This is a genomic window from Cupriavidus sp. 01L46 (assembly GCF_056399905.1).
Window position 1 is genome coordinate 1 of the sequence record NZ_JBFTSF010000124.1, and the last position, 17309, is coordinate 17309.

The following is a 17309-nucleotide window of genomic DNA, read 5'->3' on the forward strand; positions in this document are numbered from 1 at the left end:
CCACTATGCGGTGCGGCAGTATGACGTAATAAACATTACAGATCGTGAAACAAAGCGGAGAATATCATTTGGGTAGCTCGGCAAAAACCGCGTAGAAACCCTCGGTTTCATCTGGCGGACGCTGCGTGTATTGTTTGTYGGTGAAGCACCCGGCTCAGCCCTCAGTTTTTTGTAGCGTACGTTACAAAGTGCCGAACGCATCATGATGTCAGTAGCCAAGAGTCGGGACTCAACGAGAGAGAGGAGCGAAGACTTTGAAAGAGACGCCATTGATCGACTGGCTTCTCGGGCGCAGTCACTGGGCGCAGCCCGACCGATCGGGCCTCCCCTTGAACCGGCAGTTGTTCGACGACATCCGCGGTGCGATCCTTGCTGGCCAGTTGTCGGCCGGTACCCGCCTGCCGCCAACACGCGAGGTCGCCAAAGGCCTGAGCATCGCCCGCAACACCGTCCTGTATGCGTATGAGCGCCTCACCGAAGAAGGCTATACGCTGACACAGGGCGGCAGTGGCACCTACGTCGGCAAGGCACTGCCCGATCCCGCGCTGCGCGAGCGCGTGTTCGGCTTGAGCCAGGCGAGCGAGATCGCGCCGCCGCGCGAGGCATCGCGCCTGTCCGCCAGAGCCCGCGAGCTGCTCAATGGCGCCGGCGCATCGGACCGGCAGGTGGGCTCGTTCGTGCTGGGCATTCCGGATGTCAGGCAGTTTCCGCGCGCAACCTGGCAGCGCCTGATCACCCAGGTCTGGAAAACCGCCTGCCAGGAACAACTGGGCTATGGCACGCGGCATGGCTGTCCGCCGCTCAAGCACGCGCTGGCGCAATACCTCGCGCTCGCGCGCGGCGTCGACTGCTCGCCCGAGCAGATCGTGGTGACGCAGGGCAGCCACCAGGCCATCGATCTGTGCGCCCGTTTGCTCGCCGATCCGGGCGACGTGGTGTGGGTGGAAGACCCGGGCTACTGGGGCGCGCGCAGCGTGTTTCGCGCCGCCGGCCTGAAGGTCGAGGCGGTGCCGGTTGACGCGCAGGGCATGCAGCCCCCCATCGCGCCGCAGATCGCGCCCAAGCTCATCTTCGTCACCCCGTCGCACCAATACCCCAGCGGCGTGGTAATGAGCCTGGCGCGCCGGCGTTTGCTCACGGAGCTGGCGCATCGCTACGGCGCCTGGATCATCGAGGACGACTACGACAGCGAGTTCCGTTACCACGGCGCGCCCCAGCCGTCGCTGCAGGGCCTCGATCCCCATCGCAACACCATCTACGTGGGCAGCTTTTCCAAGGTGTTGTACCCCGGCCTGCGGCTCGGCTTCCTGATCCTGCCGCCGTCACTGGTGGATGCCTTCGCCGTAGCGCACTCCGAGTTGTATCGCGGTGGGCAGTTGCAGATCCAGACCGCGCTGGCGCTGTTTATCGCGGACGGGCAATATGCCGCCCATATCCGGCGCATGCGCAAGATCTATGGCGAGCGCCAGGCGCTTCTCACGCAGGCATTGCAGCGCCGGCTTGACGGCGAGATCGATATCGTCGGCACCGATACCGGGCTGCATCTGACCGTGCTGCTGCGCCGCGCGGACGATCACCTGGTATCGCGCGCCGCGCTCGCCCACGGGATCGTGGCGCGCCCGCTGTCGTCCTACTACGCGGATCCCCGGCGCGCGCAGAACGGCCTGGTGCTGGGCTACGGCGGGGTCAGGGAGGAGGAGATCGCCCCGGCGGTGGCCCGGCTGGCGGTGGCCATCGAGTCGGTTGGCCGGGCCTGATGTGCGAACAGGCAGTCCGCCGCGCTCACCAGTTTCACGAACGGCCCGCTCAACGTCCGGTTGTGATGCGCAATGATGGCCTGCGCCGGCAGCACCGGCGTGTCCATGCTGGTATGTCCGTCCGCGACCAGCACTGGCCTGAAGCCTAGCTCCGCGGCGGCACGGCAAGTCGTGTCGACGCAGTACTCCGTCTTCATGCCGACAATGACCAGCTCGGCAACGCCGGCATCCGCCAGCCAGCCTGCCAGCCCGGTTCCGGCAAAGCAGTTTGGCCGGGTTTTATCGAACACCGTGTCCGCCATCGCATCCACCGCAAGCTCGGGAAGCAGTTGCKACAGCGCGCTGCCGGGCTCCAGCGGAGATCCCAGCGGGCCGGTGTGGCGCACGGCAAAGACGGGTGCGCCCGCTTCGCGGGCTTTGGCGATGAGCGTGTTGACGGTGGCGAGGACACGCTGCCCTTCATAGGGCTTGTGCGGGCCGTTGAACATGCCGACCTGCATGTCGATGATCAAGAGGGCGGAGCGCCCGGGGCTTGCACTGCCTGGCATGATGTTTCTCCTGTGATGCCAGCGCGGGCGGAGAAACCAAAAGGCCCCGTCCATCGCTGGCGGGGCCTTGGGGTGAAGACTTGAGCGGATTATGCCTGGCTCATGGTCCGACCACACGACCCGCCATCAGCGGTCGTGGTGGCGGTCGTGGTAGTGGTCGTGGTGTTGAGAGCCGGGAAGCGCATTTGCGGATCATGCAGCAGGCCGGGCGGGGCGTCAATATCCGGCGTGGCTTCAGCGCGCCAGCGCACGCCGGCGAATGTCCTCGAAATCCGCCGGCGGGGCGTGCCGCGTCAGGCGCGGGCCGGCTTGCGAAACCTGCGCGGGCAGGTCGTGCTTGAGGAGCTGGCGCAGGGTGGCGGCAGCGTCGAGCAAGCCGGGCAGGTCCACGCCGGTGTCGTAGCCCATGCAGTCGAACAGATGCACCATGTCCTCGGTGGCGACGTTGCCGGTGGCGCCGGGCGCGTAGGGGCAGCCGCCGATGCCGCCAAGCGACGTGTCGAAGCGGCGGATGCCGGCTTGCACGGCGGCTACCGCGTTGACCAGCCCCATGCCGCGCGTGTTGTGGAAATGGGCGGTGAATTCGAGCCTGGGAAAGCGTGCCTGCACGGCCTCGCACAGGGCCTGCACCTGGTTGGGGTACGCCATGCCGGTGGTGTCGCACAGCGTGATGCCGTGCACGCCCAGTTCGGCAAAGCGGGCGATCCATCCAAAGACCGCTTCGGCCGCGATCTCGCCTTCCATCGGGCAGCCGAATACGCAGGACAGCGAGACGTTCAGCGGCACGCCGTGTTGCGTGCCGAGCGCGATCACCTCCTGCAACTGGCCCAACGATTGCTCCTGCGTCATGCGCAGGTTGGCCAGGTTGTGGGTCGCGCTCACCGACATGACGAGGTTGAACTCGCCGGTGGCGGACTCCAGCGCGCGCTGCGCGCCGCGCACGTTCGGCACCAGCGCGGTGTACACCACGCCGGGCGCGCGCCGGATACGGTGCATGACCGCCTCTGCATCCTTGAGCGCCGGGATGGCTTTGGGCGACGTGAACGACGTGACTTCGATCTTGGCGAAGCCCAGGCCGCTCAGCGCGTCGAGCAGGGCGACCTTGTCATCCGTCTCGATGAAATCGCACTCCATCTGGAAACCATCGCGAGTCGCCACTTCATTGAACTGCAGGCGGATGCCTTGGCCGTGATGCATGCTTGCACTCCTTTTGCGGGTTGCGGATCACGCGCCGGCCAGCCACCGGCGGTGTGATCCTGGTTGTGTTCGCCAAGCCATGGTGCCGCCGTCATGGCCCGGGCCGTTCCCGCCACTCTATGGGCGCGGCGCCGCCGGCGGAATTGCGATCTCCGCAATCCGGCTTCGCAAAACGCGAAGGACCCGCGCTAGAATGCGCCAATGACCTGGCCCCTCAATCCCGCCCGCGTAGATTTCGTGACGCTGCGCCTGTTTTGCGCGGTCGTGCAGACCGGCAGCATCACGCAAGGCGCGGCCGCCTGCCACCTGGCCTTGTCGGCGGCCAGCCGGCGCTTGTCGGATTTCGAGGAAACCACGGGCTTGCAGTTGCTGGAGCGCACGTCCAAGGGGGTGACGCTCACGCCCGTGGGCCATATGGCCATGCAGCACGCCATGCGCCTGTTCCAGGGTTTCGAGCGCTTCAGCGCGGAGCTGCAGGACCATTCGCGCGGCTTGCTGGGCCATGTGCGGCTGTGGGCCAATATGTCCGCCCTGACGGAGTTCCTGCCCGCCAGGCTCGCCACCTTCCTGTCGCAGCACCCGGGTGTGCATGTCGAGCTCGAGGAGCAACTCAGCGGCGATATCGCCCGCGCGCTGGTGGACGGCCTGGCGGATATCGGTGTGTTCTCGGAAGGCACGCCCACGGATGGCCTGGACATCAGCGACTTCCAGACCGACACGCTGGTGCTGCTGTGCTCGCGCCGCCATCCCCTCGCGCGCAAGCGGCGCGTCGGTTTTGCGAGCTGCCTGGAGTACGACATGGTCGGGCTCAATCGCGGCAGTGCGTTGCTGGAGCTGACCTCGCGCGCGGCGGAGCAGGCCGGGCGGCCGCTTCGGCTTCGCATCCAGGTCCGCAGCTTCGACGCGATGTGCCAGATGATTGCGGCCGACCTTGGCGTAGGCGTTCTGCCGCAAGCCGTGTGCCGTGCCCAGGCCAAGGCGCTGGGGCTGCATATGATTGGCTTGTCGGACGATTGGGCCAGCCGGCGGCTGCTGCTGGCAACGCGCTCGGGCGTGCCTTTGTCGTCCGCCGCGCGGCTTCTCGGGGAGCATCTGCGGCAGGCCGGCGGGCCCTGACCAGATCCCCACTCGGCAGGCTTATTCCACCTTGGCGCCCGACTCCTTGATGATCTGGCCCCAGCGCGTGGCCTCGCTCTTCATGTAGGCGGTGTATTGCTGGGGCGTGCCGCCAAGGATGTCGGAGCCCTGGGCGATCAGCTTGGCGCGCACCGCCTCATCTTTCAATGTCCTGTCAGTCGCTTCCCGCAGTTGCTTGACGATGGACTCCGGCGTTCCTTTTGGCACCAGGATGCCTTGCCACGCGCCCATTTCCAGCGAGCTCATGCCGCTCGCTTCCTTGATCGTCGGGATCTCCGGCAGCAGTGTCGAGCGCCTGGCGCTGGTGATGGCCAGGGCCTTCAGCTTGCCGCCCTTGATCAGGGGCTGGGCGTCGCTCAGCGGCAGGAACATGAACTGCGTGGAGCCGGCGATCAGGTCGGTGATTGCGGGCGCGCTGCCCTTGTAGGCGACATGGGTCACCTGGATGCCGGTTGCCTTGGCAAAGAGCGCGCCACCGAGATGGAGCAAGGCGCCTGCACCGGATGACGCGTAGTTCAGCTTGCCGGGGTTTGCCTTGGCGTAGGCCACCAATTCGTGGACGTTCTTCACCGGCAGGCCTGGCGTGGTGACCAGGACCAGCGGCACGATGGCGGTGAGCGAGACCGGCACGAAATCCGTGAACGTATCGAATTGCACGTTCTGGTACAGCGCCGGGGCCAGCACCACGGCGGAGGTGCTGTAGAAGATGGTGTAGCCATCGGGCGTGGCGCGCTTGGCCTCGGTTGCCGCGATGTTGCCGCCGGCGCCGGGCTTGTTGTCCGGCACGATGGACGTGGACAGTTGCTTGCCGAGGCCCTGCGCGACGATGCGCGCGTTGATGTCGGCCGAGCCCCCGGGCGGGAAGCCCACGATCATCCGGATCGGCTTGCCGGGATAGGCGTCAGAGGCCAGCGCGGGCGTGGCCGCGATGGCGGGCAAAACAAGGGCTGCCGCCAGCAATGCATGGGCGAGTTTGTGCATGGTGTCTCCTTTTTATTTTGAAAGCGGATTCGGGCGAAGCGAGGAGAGGCTGGCTATGGCTGGTTGGATAGCAGCCAGCCAAGCGCGTCCTGGATCGTGGGGTTGTCCTGGATGGGGTGGGCATCCAGCGCCGCGGCCGTGGCCTTGAAGCGCGCTTCGACACCGGGCAGGACCAGTGAGGGAAGCCCGGCGCGCGCGAGTTCCTTTTGCGCTTCCAGCACCTCGTGCGTGCGGCGCTTGGCGTGGATGGTGTGGGTGCGGACCAGCATGTCGATAAAGCCGGCCAGCGGCGCCTCATCGATGTCGCGCAGCACGCCATAGAGCTTGTCGCGCACGCCTTGCTTCTCGGCGGCCATCAGCAGCTCCACGGACAGGGCCTCCATGCCCTTGGTGAAGACGCTGCGCAGGATCTTCAGCGAGATTGCATCACCGGCCACGCCGCCTTCCACGGCTTCAGCCTTGCCGCCGGCCGCGTTGACCAGCTTGCAGAATTCAGGGGCGGATGCGCCGGCGCACAGCAGCGGGGTGCGATGCAGCGACAGTGAGATGGCGCCCATCACGGCCACATCGACATACGCGAGCCCGGCGGTGGATGCCGCGGCGGCGGCCTTGCGCTTGTCCTCGGGGCTGGCTGTCGTCAGGTCCGCGTAGCTTGCGCCCGCTTTCATGTGCGCATGGCAGTTGCCCGCCACGGCCAGCGCGGCCGATCCGAATACGCAGGACAAGACCCAGTCGGCCGATGCAAGCCAGGGGCCGATTTCCGCATGGACGGGAAGGCCCCAGGCGGTGGCGAGTTCCTTGCCCGCGGGGGAGAGGTGGCTGTCGCAGAGGTGGAACCGCACGCCCGGCAGGCTTGCCAGGGCGGTGGCGTAGCAACGGCCGACTTCCCCCAGGCCAATGATTGCGATGTTCAAGACGATCTCCTGGCTGATTTCGGCCAAGAGTACATAAAAAAAACAGTAGCAACAATCGGAAACGCCTGGCTTACGGGTATACCTCTAATTTCTGGGCGTGATTTTAGATTTTTACGGCTGGCTTGTGCTGAATTTGTATTCAGTTTGTTTTGTCGCCTGCTTCGCCGCCGGCGCTGGCATCGTGCTGCAGCCCCGCCTGCGCCGAGTCCAGGCGGCGGCTCATGAAGCGCTGGTTGGAGATATGGAGGTGGACCGACATCAGCTGCGCGGCCAGCTCGCCGTTGTGCAGTTCCATCGCCAGCACGATGTCCTGGTGATGATGCAGGCTGCGCCTGAGGTCATCGAGTTCATAGAGGAAGAACGAGCGGACGATGACCGGCATGTCGATCATCGTCTCCAGCATGGACTTCAGGCGGTTGGAGCCGGATGCCTCCAGCAGCAGGCGGTGGAAGGCGCTGTTTGCCGCCTGTATTTCCGCGATGGCGTCATCCCCTTTGGCGCCGGCTTCGATCACGGCGGCCATGCGCGCGTTGCAAGCCTTGAGCGCGGCGATGGTCTGCGCATCCGCCCGCTCCGCGGCAAGCCTGGCCGCATAGGGCTCCAGCAGCGAGCGCAGGCTGAACATCTCCTCGATGTCCCAGCGCGTCCAGCCGGCGACAAACACGCCGCGGCCGGTCTGCGCCACGGCCAGCCCGTCGTCGATCAGGCGCTTGAGAGCGGCCCGCACGGGCGTCCTGCTGACGCCCATTTCCTCGGCGATGTGTTCTTCCTTCAGCTGTGTGCCCGCCGTGTAGTGGCCTGCCACGATGCGCTTTTTCAGCTGCTCGTAGGTCTGTTCGCTTCCTTTTTTCATAGCTGGCTTTGTTCTTTCCGGGGCGTGCCCATGCCGGGCGGCGCGCGATGTCCTCGGCGCGACTGGGATGCAATTTGCGCGCAAGCGTGCACACCATGCGCGGCGGCAATCGTATCAGACCGCATGTCGGTGCCGGAAAACGCCCCTTGCGGAGGCGGGCAGGAATGGCCATCGCCTATGTGAGGCGTATGGTGCACTTAATGCCGTTTTATGTATTCAATTTGTATCCATCCTTTCTGCCTGCGGAGAGAGCACTGCTTTTTTTGGGCTGTATTTTTCTTGTTCAATCCTTTCCTTGCCATTGATTGTACTTTTTTTGTATTATCCGGAGATCGCAAGCGTGCCGCAGGCGCGAGCGGACGAGCAGGCGGCCGCAAGAGCCCCTCTACTTCAAGACACCAAAGGAAACGATAGGAAAGCCATGACCATCTCCCCGGAACAGATCACGCGCCTGAAGGCGCTCGGCGCGGCCACGATTCACGAGGCGCAAGGGCAGAAGGGCGCGGTCGACGTTGGCCTCAAGCCGCTGGACCCCACCTTGCGCATGGCCGGGCCGGCAGTGACGGTGGACCTGCGTCCCAGCGACAACCTGATGATTCACTACGCGCTGACCAAGACCAAGCCGGGCGACGTGCTGGTGGTCGACGCCAAGGGCTTTCTCGAAGCCGGCCCATGGGGCGACCTGCTGACGCTCGCCGCGCAGAAGCTAGGCCTGGCGGGGCTGGTGGTCAACGGTTCGGTACGCGACGGCAACGCCATCATCGAGATGGGTTTCCCGGTCTTCTGCCGGGGGCTGTCGATCAAAGGCACCAACAAGCATCAGCCAGGCCGCGTGAACGTGCCGGTGAGCCTTGGCGGCGTGGTGGTGAATCCGGGCGACATCATCGTGGGCGACCGCGACGGCCTGGTGGTGGTCGATGCGAGCGAGGTAGACAGCGTGATTGCCAGGAGCGCCGAGCGCGAACTCAAGGAAGCAAAGATCCGCGAAGAGCTGGAGAAGGGCAAGACGATGGTCGAGCTGCTCGGGCTGGGGGATACGCTGCAGCGTTACGGGCTGGTTTAACGGCGGGAGGGATCCAGATGGCGGCCACCAGGCCGACCGCGCCTGGCGCCATCCTCAGTGCAGCCGCGTGCCCGCCGCCAGCAAACGTTCCAGCCCCTGGGCCAGCGTCATGCCCAGCGCGCGTCCCMAGCCGTGGATGGCGAGCACGTGCCGGCGATAGACGGCATGGTGGAGCAGGGCGGCTAACCTGCCTTCGATATGCCAGCCGCTCTCCCTGCCCGGCGCGGCGAGGTTGGCGATGGCGCTGCTTCCCGCCAGGCAGACCAGCGAGCCATAGTCGCGATACCGGAACCCCTCGGTGTGCTTGCCCGCCAATCGCCGTGGCAACGCTTGCGCAAGATACAGCGCTTGCTGATAGGCAACCTGCGCGCGCGTCGGGAGTTCCGCATCGAGATCCTGCGGCCGGCAACTGGCGCAGTCGCCGATCGCGTAGATATGTTCGTCCTCGACGCTCTGCAGGGTGGGCAACACGCGGATCTGCCCTTTGGCATTGACCGGCAGCCCGAAGCTGGCCAGCATGCCCGGCGCGGCGATGCCGGCCGCCCACACCACGACATCCGCCTGCATGGGTGCCTGGCCGGCCATGGTCAGGCCGCTCTCGCTGACGGACGTCACRCGGGCGTTGCACTGGACGCGGATGTTCAGCCGCGCGAGCTGCTCGCCGGCGCGATCCGCGATCCGGGCGCCGAGGCCGGGGAGCACCGCGGGGGAGGCTTCGATCAGGCAGATGTCCACGCCCTTCACCGGGTCGAGCCGGTGGATGCCGTAACGGTTCAGGACGCTGGACGTGCGGCGCAACTGGGCCGCGAGCTGCACGCCGGTGGCGCCCGCGCCGACGATGGCGACGCGGACTGTGCCGGTGCGTGCCTGCGGCTGTGCCTCGGCCTGCGCGGTCTTGCGGCGCAAGGCGGTGAACACGCGGTCGCGCACCTGCTCCGCGCTGCTCACGCTGTCCAGCGTCAGGGCGTGCTCACGCGCGCCGGGCACGCCGAAGTACTGCGTGACGCCGCCAACGGCAAGCACCAGCTTGTCGTAGCCGATGGACTGGGTCTGTCCGCCCGCGCCATGCCCGGCGCCGGCGATAGCCACGGAGATGGTGCGGTTGATGCGATCCACCGCCTGCAGGTCGCCCTGCACGTAGCGGAAGCGATGGCGCTCGGCCTGCAGCGCGAAGGACGTATGGTGAACCACGGGTTCGAGCCTGCCGGCGGCGACTTCATGCAGCAGCGGCTTCCACAGGTGCGTGGGGCTGCGGTCGACCAGCACGATTTCGGCGAGCCCTGGCTTGCCTAGCCGCCTGGCGAGGCGGGTGGCTACCTGCAGTCCGGCGGCGCCGCCGCCGACGATCACGATGGTGCTCATGGGAAACTCCGTGATTGAGGTCTTGTTGCTGCGAGCGGCTCCGGCCGCCGCTTGCCATCCACGATGCACTCCAGCGCGTGGAAGTCAGGCCAGGGCGCATCCGGCGATCCTGACAGCACGAGGGATCCCCCTGCCTGGCGCGGCGCATCGTCATACGCTGGCTGAACACTGGCCGTGTGCATGCCGACGGCTTGCGCGGCGCGCAGGCTGCTCGGCGTGGCGCCAACCAGCAAGGCGCGGTGCGCGGGCACGTCGGCGGTGCGCAGGATCAGCCGGTAAAGCTCGATCTCGGTTTCGCGGGGCAGCAGCGCGTCCGCCGTGGCGACGACAGTAAAGCGGCCCATCCAGTCCGGCCCGATGGCGCCGTCGAGCAGCACGCGCAGCGCACGCGATGCGACCGGCGCGGCGAGCGCCAGCCGCGCACCGCCCAGCTCCGCGCTGCGCATGAGCTGCATGGCCTGGGCACGGATTTCGGCCGGCTTGACGGCACGCGCGCCGGTGCAAGCGTCCTCATGCCAGCGGAGCAGGGCGTCGCGTTCTCGCGGTGCTGCGCCGAAGCCGGACTTGCGCAGTTCGTCCGCGCGGATGAGTACATCGTCCAGGGTAAGCACCAGCAATTCCAGCGACATTTCTCGTCTCCCTATGCACTACGTTGCGATACGCGGACGCGATTGCGTTTCCGGTCAGGGCACTATAAGGTAGCCGCTTCATATTGAAAAATTGGTTTATAAAACCGACCAATAGGTTTTCTACTATGAATCGCACCACCACCTTCCGGCAGCTCAATGCCATCGATGCCATTGCCCGCCTGGGCGGCGTTTCCCGCGCGGCGGAGGAATTGCACATCACGCAGCCAACGGTGTCGCTGCAGCTCAAGCTGCTCGAGGAGGCGATCGGGGCGCCGCTGCTGCAGCGCGCGGGCCGGGGCACGCAGCTCACGCCCGCCGGTGAGGTGATGGCGGGCTACGCTGGCCAGATCCTGCGGCTGTGGCGCGAAGCCACCGAGGAGGTGGCGGCGCTCAAGGGCAACCTGGCCGGCACGCTGCGGGTCGGCGCCATCACGACGGCGGAGTACCTGCTGCCCTCGATGCTGGTGGCATTCACCGCGGACCAGCCCGACGTCAAGATCAAGCTCCATGTGGGCAACCGCGAGGAGATCGTGCGGATGCTGGCCATGCATGAGATCGACCTTGCCATCATTGGCCGGCCGCCCACGGACATCCGCACGCAGGCGACGCCGTTCGCCAAGCACCCCATGGCATTCATCGCGGCGCCGGACCACCCTTTGATGGCGCGCCGCAATCTCACGCTGCAGGACCTGGTGGAGGAGAACCTGTTGGTGCGCGAGCGCGGCTCGGGCACGCGCAATACCGTGGAGCGGCTGTTCAAGGAGGCCGGCCTGCGGCTGCCCTTGGGGTCCGAGTTGTCCAGCAACGCGGCGATCAAGCGGATGGTGTCGGCAGGGTTGGGGCTTGCATTTCTCTCCCTGCACGCCTGCACACTGGAATTCCAGGCCGGGCTGATCGGGCTGCTGCCGCTGCAAGGCAATCCCATCGAGCGCGACTGGTACGTACTGAACCTGCCGGGCGTGCGCCTGCCGCGCGTGGCGGTGGCCTTCCGTGGCTACCTGGTGGAGCAGGGCCAGGCGGAAATCAACCGGCAGCTGGAGTCCTTTGACGTGATACTGCGCCGCCTGCACGCGCGCGCCCGGCGCCAGCGCAAGGCGGCGCCTGCGCAAGGGGCGCGGTGATGRTGATGATGATGAAAGCCGGCATGCCGATGCGCCGTGCCTTGGCGGCGCTTGCGCTCGGGCTGGCATGCACGGCGGCGCAGGCCCGCGGGCCGGAGGTGCCGTACAATCCGCCTCCCGTTCAGGATCTGGACCAGATACAGCAGGCTGCGGCGGCATTCGTGGCTGCGCAGAACCAGCAAGCGGGCACCCGCTGGGCAGCGGGCGAGCCGAACAACAAGGTGCTGGTGCCCCGCTGCGCCGATGCCTTGCGCGTGCAATGGGTGCCGAAAAGCCAGGGGCTGTCCGGCCAGAGCGTAGCGGTGCGCTGCCCGCGTACCGCAGGCGGTTGGACCCAGCACTGGGAGGTCTTCGTCCCGGTGAGGCAGGCCGCACGTTGATGCGTTGGCACGTTGGCACGTTGGCGTCTGGACAATCCCCTGGTTTGGGCAATCACTTAACAAGCAATGAAAAACAAGCGTCTTCTTATTGCCGCCGCGGCAATCGCCATCCTGGCTTACCCCGCGTATCTCTACTGCTATTACGGCGTGGCCTATGGCGGCAAGGCGTACAGCCCCAACGGGGCCTTCTACTATCAGAAATACAAACTKGCCAGCTGGCGTAGCTGGGTGCCGACCATGGCCTTTCCGGGACAAGGCTCGGACAAGCTCTACTATGTGAATGGCTATGTGCGGGTGTACACCGCCGACGGCAAGCAGATCGGCCAGGCATCGGCGTCCGGCGTGCCGTTGGCGGAGGTGTTCTGGGCTGGCGATGCGCTGGTGGTGATGGACGGCAGCTCCGATCAGGATGGCCCCATCATGCTGCCGGGGCGCTCGGACTGACTGGCGCAAGGCATTCAAGTTTGCGGGTGGCCCGCCGTTAGGAGGGGCACCCGTTGATTTCGAATGTAGACCTTGCGCCCCGCCACTGAATACGACCGCCCCGCCAGCAGGCTGCAGCCGGCCGACATCGACGCCAGCGGGCAGCATGCCGAGCCGTCCGTCATCGACTGGCTGCTGCACGACGACCAGGTGATCCGCGAATGCTTCCGCCATGCTGCCGCGATCCTGAAAAATGCGACGGGTGCCGCGATGACGGCGGTCACGCTGCTCGACGAGGAGCACCAGCACTATCGGGCCGCGGTGGGCATGCCGCTTTCGCCTATCTCGCGCAAGCACTCGCTCTGCGATCATGTGGCGCGGCACGGCGACCTGTTCGTGCTGGAAGACGCCCTGGCCGATCCGCGCTTTAGCGAATGCATGCTGGTCAGATGCTTCCCCTTCGTGCGTTTTTACGCAGCGATCCCGATCAAGGCGCCCTGCGGCACGGTCGTCGGCGCGCTCTGCGCGATGGATTCGGCGCCGCACCGCATCACCCTGGCGCAGTGCGAGGTATTCAGGCACCTGCGTGCCATGGTCGAGAACGACCTGAAGCTGCGCACTGCCACCGCGATCGATCCGCTCACGCAACTGTTCAACCGCCGCGCCATGCTGGAGAGCGTTCGCCGCAGATGGCATGAAACCGCGGAGGGAGAGGAAATCGGCGCGGTCATGGTCGACGTCGACTGGTTCAAGCGATACAACGACACCTACGGGCATCCGGCGGGCGACACCTGCTTGCGTGAGGTCGCGTCGGTGCTGCAATCGATCGCGGACGCGCACCGCATGATCGCCGGGCGCCTGGGCGGGGAAGAGTTCGGCCTGCTTCTGTGCGGCGCGCCACGGTTGGTGCTGGAGGCGGCGCTGGAAGACCTGCGCCTGAGCGTGGAGCGCTTGAAGATCGATCACCGCGGCTCGCCGTTCGGCAGCGTGACGCTGAGCATCGGCGCATCGCTGGCGCGCAAGAAGGGCGCCGTCGAGCCCGGGGCCCGCGAGGGGTTCGCGCTTGCGGACCGCGCGCTCTATATGGCGAAGGCCGACGGCAGGAACAAGGTGGTCATCATCTAGATGGGCAACTGGCTAACCGGCTAACTCGCTAACTCGCTAACTCGCTATGCGGCCGCCGTGCCTCCGGCGGCCTGCGCCCATTGCACGAACCCGGCATGGCGCGCCAGCACCCGGCGTGCCGTGTTGTAGTCCGGGGAATCGATACGCGGGCCCTGCGCGGGCTTGCCGTCGCGCACTGCCTCATACCTGCGAACCCTGTCTTGCGCCTGCGCGACCTGCTGCGCCGATGGTGTCAGCGCCGCGTGTATCGCGGCGACCTGATGCGGGAACACGGTGCATTTTGCCTTCAGCCCGATCCGCCGGGCCCAGGCGAGGTCCTCAGCCAGCGCCGCGGCATCCTGGTAGTTGAACGGACAGTCGATCGGCACGCAGCCTGCKGCAATGCAGTCCACCAGGAAGCGCGCGCGCACATGATGCAGCTCGACGCCGTCCGGGCCGCGCACCGCATCGAGATCCGCGCTCAGGTCTTCCGCCGCCAGCAGGCAGGCACTCACGCGCGGGCTGGCCGACAGGATGGCTGGCGCGGCAACGATGCCCCGCGCGGATTCCAGCGTCGGCACGATCTCGGTGTGGCCATGCGGCAGGCCAAGCTCGCGCTCAAGGCCGGTGATCCGCTGGTCGAGCGCCAGGATCTGCGCGCCCGACTCGGTGTGCGGCAGCAGGATCGCCGCGGGCGCGCCTGGCAGCACGCCGCGCAGGTCATCCAGCCCATCGCCATCCAGCTTGTTGACGCGCACGGCGCCCACAATGCCGCGCGCCCGGCATTCGCCCATCAAGGCGGCGATCCGCGCGCGCGCCGCGGGACGGTCCGCGGGGCTGGTGAACTCCTCCAGGTCGGCGACCACCACATCCGGGCCGCTCTCCAGGGCGGCGTGCTGGCGCACGGGGTCCAGGCCGGGCACGAACAACCAGCTGCGCCGCAGCCCTGGCGGCCGTCTTGTCGCTTGGGCGCTCATGGCGTTTCTCTTGTTGCGGGCGCGTGGCAATCGCCCTGGTACAGCACGGCACTGGCCGGCTCACCTGCCTGCAGGCGGGCCAGGATCGCCGGTTCGGCTTCATCGGAAGCCAGTGCCTGGCCGATGATGCCGGCGGCGACGTCCGGTGCCAGGAACAGCACGCCGTTGTCATCCGCCAGCACGATGTCGCCCGGGTTGACGGTGGCGCCGCCGCAGATCACCGGCGCATTGACGGCGCTGCCGCCGTCGTCGATGCGCTTGGTGGTCAGGACGCTGGTGCCGCGCGCGAACACCGGCATCCCCATGGCGCGCAACTCCAGGATGTCCGTCACCACGCCGTCGACGATGATTCCCCTGGCGCCGGCGCACAAGGCCGCGGTGCCGGTGACGGCGCCAACGGGGGCATGCGCATGGTCGCCGCAGGCGTCGATCACCAGCACATCGCCGGCCGTGAGGCTGGCTAGCGCCCGGTTCACGGCAATGGCGTTGGGCGTGGCCAGGCGCAGCGTGACGGCACGGCCAACGACCTTCACGCCGGGCGCGAGCGCGCGGATCTCGTGGCTGGCAAAACCGTCTTCAAGGAAGTGCCCGAGCGTGGGGAAGCTCACGCGTTCAAGCTGGCGCAGCAGCGCCGGGTCAAGTCTGGCTTGCATGGCCGGCACTCAGGACAGCGAGGCGGTGGCATCCACCCCGGAGGCCGCCGCCGGGGCATGCCTCCTGAGCGTCTCGGCCAGCAGCAACAGCGCAGCGGCGGAGATCAGCGCGGAGCCGATCATGTACCAGGCAACGGACGAGCCGCGGCCCGTGGCGGACAGCAGCGCGGTGGTGATGATCGGCGTGGCGGCGCTCCCCAGCAGCCCGGACAGCATGTAGCTGATCGACAGGCCCGAGTAACGCACCTTGGTGCCGAACAGCTCCGCCAGGAATGTGGCGATCGGGCCGTAGTTGGCCGCGAAGGCGCTCATCATCAGCAGGTAGCCGAGCAGGGCGAACGAGAACACCTTGGTGTCCAGCAGCCAGAACAGCGGAAAGGCGAGCAGCGCCTCGGCGATGATGCCGCCGATGATCACCGGCTTGCGGCCCACCTTGTCCGACAGTAGGCCAAACAGCGGCAGCAGCACGACGCACAGCGCACATGAGATCAGCGCGATGGTGAGCATCTGGTTGCGGGAGAAGCCAAGCGTCTGCGTGCCGTACGTCAGCCCGAACGCCACGATCAGGTTGAAGGCCGTGCCGGTCGACATTGTCGCGATGCCGCCCAGCAGGACTTGCTTCCACGATTTTGTCAGCACTTCCGCCAGCGGAATCTTCACTTGCGCGGCGGTGGCCTTGACCTTGCTGAACGACGGCGTTTCCGAGGTGTTCAGGCGGATGTACATGCCCACGCCCACCAGCAATACGCTGGCCAGGAACGGAATGCGCCAGCCCCAGGACAACAGCGCCTCATTCGATAGCACGGCATTGCAGAGCAGGAACGCCAGGTTGGCGATCAGCGTGCCGGCGGGCACGCCGATCTGCACCCACGATCCGTACAGGCCGCGCTTGTCGGCCGGGGCATGTTCCACCGCCATCAGCACCGCGCCGCCCCACTCGCCGCCCAGGGCCAGGCCCTGTATCACGCGCAAGGTGAGCAACAGGATGGGCGCCCAGATGCCGATCGAGCGGTAGTCCGGCAGCAGCCCGATGGCAAAGGTGGCCGAGCCCATCATGATGAGCGAGATCAGCAGCATGGACTTGCGGCCGACCTTGTCGCCGAAGTGGCCGAACAGCGCGGCGCCAAGGATGCGGGCCACGTAGGCCGATGCGAAGGTGCCGAAGGCGAGCAGCGTGCCGGTGAGCGGATCGAAGGCCGGGAAGAAGACCTTGTTGAAGACCAGGGCCGAGGCCGTGGCGAAGATGAACAGGTCATACCACTCGACCGTGGTGCCGATGACGCTGGCCGCGGCAATCTTCTTCATGTTCCGGGGCGCTTGCCCGGCTTCGGGCTGGTGGGTGGGGACGTGATCGGGGTTCATAAGGCTTTCCAGTAATGCGGGCGGGCTTGGGCACGCGTGAGGTAAGGGGGCCGATGCGGGGTGATGCGGAGTGATGCTTTGAATGCTTTTGTTCTGGTGGTCCGGCCAATCAAGCGTAGATGACTGAGAAATTAAGCGTAATAGGTAGTTGTTCTAGGTCTGGTGGGCGGGTGGTCCGGCCTGTTGCGGCGAATTTCACCACTTCAGCTTCGTTAACGCAAGCCACGTGCCAGTATAAAAAGTGACTTAATGACACTTTTTATCGGGATCTGCGCGTGGAATTGGTGCGAAAGTGGGCGGCTGGAGGAGCCGCGCTGGGGCCAGGCTTGCACCAGCGATGTGCGCCCGGACCCGGATTGCCCGGGCCCGGCAAGCTTTGTCTGGCCTATTCGGCGATGTCCTCGGACAGGCGCGACACAATTGCCAGCAGGTGGAACGACATGGCGTGGCGCGCCCGGATGGGGTCCCGCGCCACGATCGCGCTGACGATGCGGTCGTGCTCGCCAACCGCCGCGCGCCAGGCAGACGCATCCACAAAGTGTTTGTCGAGCCGCTTATACAGGGGGCTGGCCTCGCACAGATCCCATACGTGCGTGACCACCGACGCCAGCGCCGCATTGCCGCAAGCATCGGCGATCGCCTGGTGGAAGGCTCGGTCGTGCGCGAAGTCACCGGCTTCCGGCGACTGGTCGGGGTTCATCGTCCGGTGCGCCTCCTCGATGGCGGTGATCTGCTCCGGCGTGCCTTGCTGAGCGGCCAGCGCCGCGCACTCCGGCTCGAACAGCGTGCGCGTCTCGATCAGCTCGAACGGGCTGGCTTCCAGCGCCGCGCCCAGGCGGGCATCGATC

18 protein-coding genes are annotated in these 17309 nt (G+C 66.5%); 7 read left to right on the forward strand and 11 right to left on the reverse strand.

Features of this window, described 5'->3' with window-relative positions; all coding sequences use genetic code 11:
• The first annotated feature begins 254 nt into the window (after positions 1 to 254).
• Positions 255 to 1757, forward strand: a complete 1503-nt coding sequence (pdxR, locus tag AC1DS3_RS21500; protein WP_441631242.1) for a MocR-like pyridoxine biosynthesis transcription factor PdxR — start codon at positions 255 to 257, stop codon at positions 1755 to 1757.
• Here the strand turns inward: pdxR and AC1DS3_RS21505 are convergent.
• Complete coding sequence (locus tag AC1DS3_RS21505; RefSeq protein WP_477127911.1) at positions 1676 to 2305, reverse strand: cysteine hydrolase family protein; 630 nt, start codon at positions 2303 to 2305, stop codon at positions 1676 to 1678. The two genes, pdxR and AC1DS3_RS21505, sit on opposite strands and share 82 nt — an antisense overlap.
• A 234-nt stretch (positions 2306 to 2539) precedes the next feature.
• Complete coding sequence (locus tag AC1DS3_RS21510) at positions 2540 to 3502, reverse strand: hydroxymethylglutaryl-CoA lyase (protein ID WP_441631246.1); 963 nt, start codon at positions 3500 to 3502, stop codon at positions 2540 to 2542.
• A gap of 201 nt (positions 3503 to 3703) precedes the next feature.
• On the opposite strand from AC1DS3_RS21510, the gene AC1DS3_RS21515 reads away from it, so the two are divergent.
• Entirely contained in the window at positions 3704 to 4618 is a 915-nt protein-coding gene (locus AC1DS3_RS21515; protein WP_441631248.1) for a LysR family transcriptional regulator, read from the forward strand.
• A gap of 21 nt (positions 4619 to 4639) precedes the next feature.
• Here the strand turns inward: AC1DS3_RS21515 and AC1DS3_RS21520 are convergent, their stop codons facing one another.
• The 3 genes from AC1DS3_RS21520 to AC1DS3_RS21530 all read right to left on the reverse strand — a co-directional run bounded on the left by AC1DS3_RS21520 (position 4640) and on the right by AC1DS3_RS21530 (position 7387).
• Positions 4640 to 5620 carry a Bug family tripartite tricarboxylate transporter substrate binding protein gene (locus AC1DS3_RS21520; protein WP_441631250.1) on the reverse strand — a complete coding sequence of 327 codons (981 nt, stop codon included), beginning with the start codon at positions 5618 to 5620 and terminating at the stop codon, positions 4640 to 4642.
• 53 nt (positions 5621 to 5673) lie between these two features.
• A complete protein-coding gene (locus tag AC1DS3_RS21525) occupies positions 5674 to 6534 on the reverse strand; it encodes an NAD(P)-dependent oxidoreductase (protein ID WP_441631251.1) in 861 nt (286 codons plus the stop codon).
• A gap of 139 nt (positions 6535 to 6673) precedes the next feature.
• A complete protein-coding gene (locus tag AC1DS3_RS21530) occupies positions 6674 to 7387 on the reverse strand; it encodes a GntR family transcriptional regulator (RefSeq protein ID WP_441631253.1) in 714 nt (237 codons plus the stop codon).
• Positions 7388 to 7808: 421 nt separating this feature from the next.
• On the opposite strand from AC1DS3_RS21530, the gene AC1DS3_RS21535 reads away from it, so the two are divergent.
• Positions 7809 to 8450 (forward strand): 4-carboxy-4-hydroxy-2-oxoadipate aldolase/oxaloacetate decarboxylase, encoded by a 642-nt coding sequence (locus AC1DS3_RS21535; RefSeq protein ID WP_477109105.1) that lies wholly within the window; start codon positions 7809 to 7811, stop codon positions 8448 to 8450.
• Positions 8451 to 8504: 54 nt separating this feature from the next.
• Here AC1DS3_RS21535 and AC1DS3_RS21540 read toward each other — a convergent pair whose 3' ends face one another.
• Positions 8505 to 9812, reverse strand: coding sequence for an NAD(P)/FAD-dependent oxidoreductase (locus tag AC1DS3_RS21540; protein ID WP_477127912.1), 1308 nt, complete (start codon positions 9810 to 9812; stop codon positions 8505 to 8507).
• Positions 9809 to 10441 (reverse strand): hypothetical protein, encoded by a 633-nt coding sequence (locus AC1DS3_RS21545; protein WP_441631257.1) that lies wholly within the window; start codon positions 10439 to 10441, stop codon positions 9809 to 9811. Before AC1DS3_RS21545 ends, AC1DS3_RS21540 begins: the two co-directional genes overlap by 4 nt.
• A 125-nt stretch (positions 10442 to 10566) precedes the next feature.
• Between AC1DS3_RS21545 and AC1DS3_RS21550 the strand changes: the two genes are divergently transcribed.
• From AC1DS3_RS21550 to AC1DS3_RS21565, 4 genes are all read left to right on the forward strand, one after another.
• Positions 10567 to 11562, forward strand: a complete 996-nt coding sequence (locus tag AC1DS3_RS21550; RefSeq protein WP_441631259.1) for a LysR family transcriptional regulator — start codon at positions 10567 to 10569, stop codon at positions 11560 to 11562.
• A gap of 5 nt (positions 11563 to 11567) precedes the next feature.
• Positions 11568 to 11942 carry a hypothetical protein gene (locus AC1DS3_RS21555; RefSeq protein ID WP_477127913.1) on the forward strand — a complete coding sequence of 125 codons (375 nt, stop codon included), beginning with the start codon at positions 11568 to 11570 and terminating at the stop codon, positions 11940 to 11942.
• A 66-nt stretch (positions 11943 to 12008) separates the two neighbouring features.
• Positions 12009 to 12386 carry a hypothetical protein gene (locus AC1DS3_RS21560; protein ID WP_441631263.1) on the forward strand — a complete coding sequence of 126 codons (378 nt, stop codon included), beginning with the start codon at positions 12009 to 12011 and terminating at the stop codon, positions 12384 to 12386.
• Positions 12387 to 12458: 72 nt separating this feature from the next.
• Positions 12459 to 13490 (forward strand): sensor domain-containing diguanylate cyclase, encoded by a 1032-nt coding sequence (locus tag AC1DS3_RS21565; protein ID WP_441631265.1) that lies wholly within the window; start codon positions 12459 to 12461, stop codon positions 13488 to 13490.
• Positions 13491 to 13534: 44 nt separating this feature from the next.
• Here AC1DS3_RS21565 and AC1DS3_RS21570 read toward each other — a convergent pair whose 3' ends face one another.
• The 4 genes from AC1DS3_RS21570 to AC1DS3_RS21585 form a co-directional block, all read right to left on the reverse strand.
• A complete protein-coding gene (locus AC1DS3_RS21570) occupies positions 13535 to 14446 on the reverse strand; it encodes an HpcH/HpaI aldolase/citrate lyase family protein (RefSeq protein WP_441631267.1) in 912 nt (303 codons plus the stop codon).
• Entirely contained in the window at positions 14443 to 15099 is a 657-nt protein-coding gene (locus AC1DS3_RS21575; protein WP_441631269.1) for an RraA family protein, read from the reverse strand. The genes AC1DS3_RS21570 and AC1DS3_RS21575 overlap by 4 nt, the downstream gene beginning before the upstream one ends.
• Before the next feature lie 9 nt (positions 15100 to 15108).
• On the reverse strand, positions 15109 to 16461 hold the full coding sequence (locus AC1DS3_RS21580) for an MFS transporter (RefSeq protein ID WP_441631271.1): 1353 nt from the start codon (positions 16459 to 16461) through the stop codon (positions 15109 to 15111).
• Positions 16462 to 16846: 385 nt separating this feature from the next.
• On the reverse strand, positions 16847 to 17309 hold a 463-nt coding region (locus tag AC1DS3_RS21585; protein ID WP_477127914.1), incomplete at its 5' end, for a FadR/GntR family transcriptional regulator.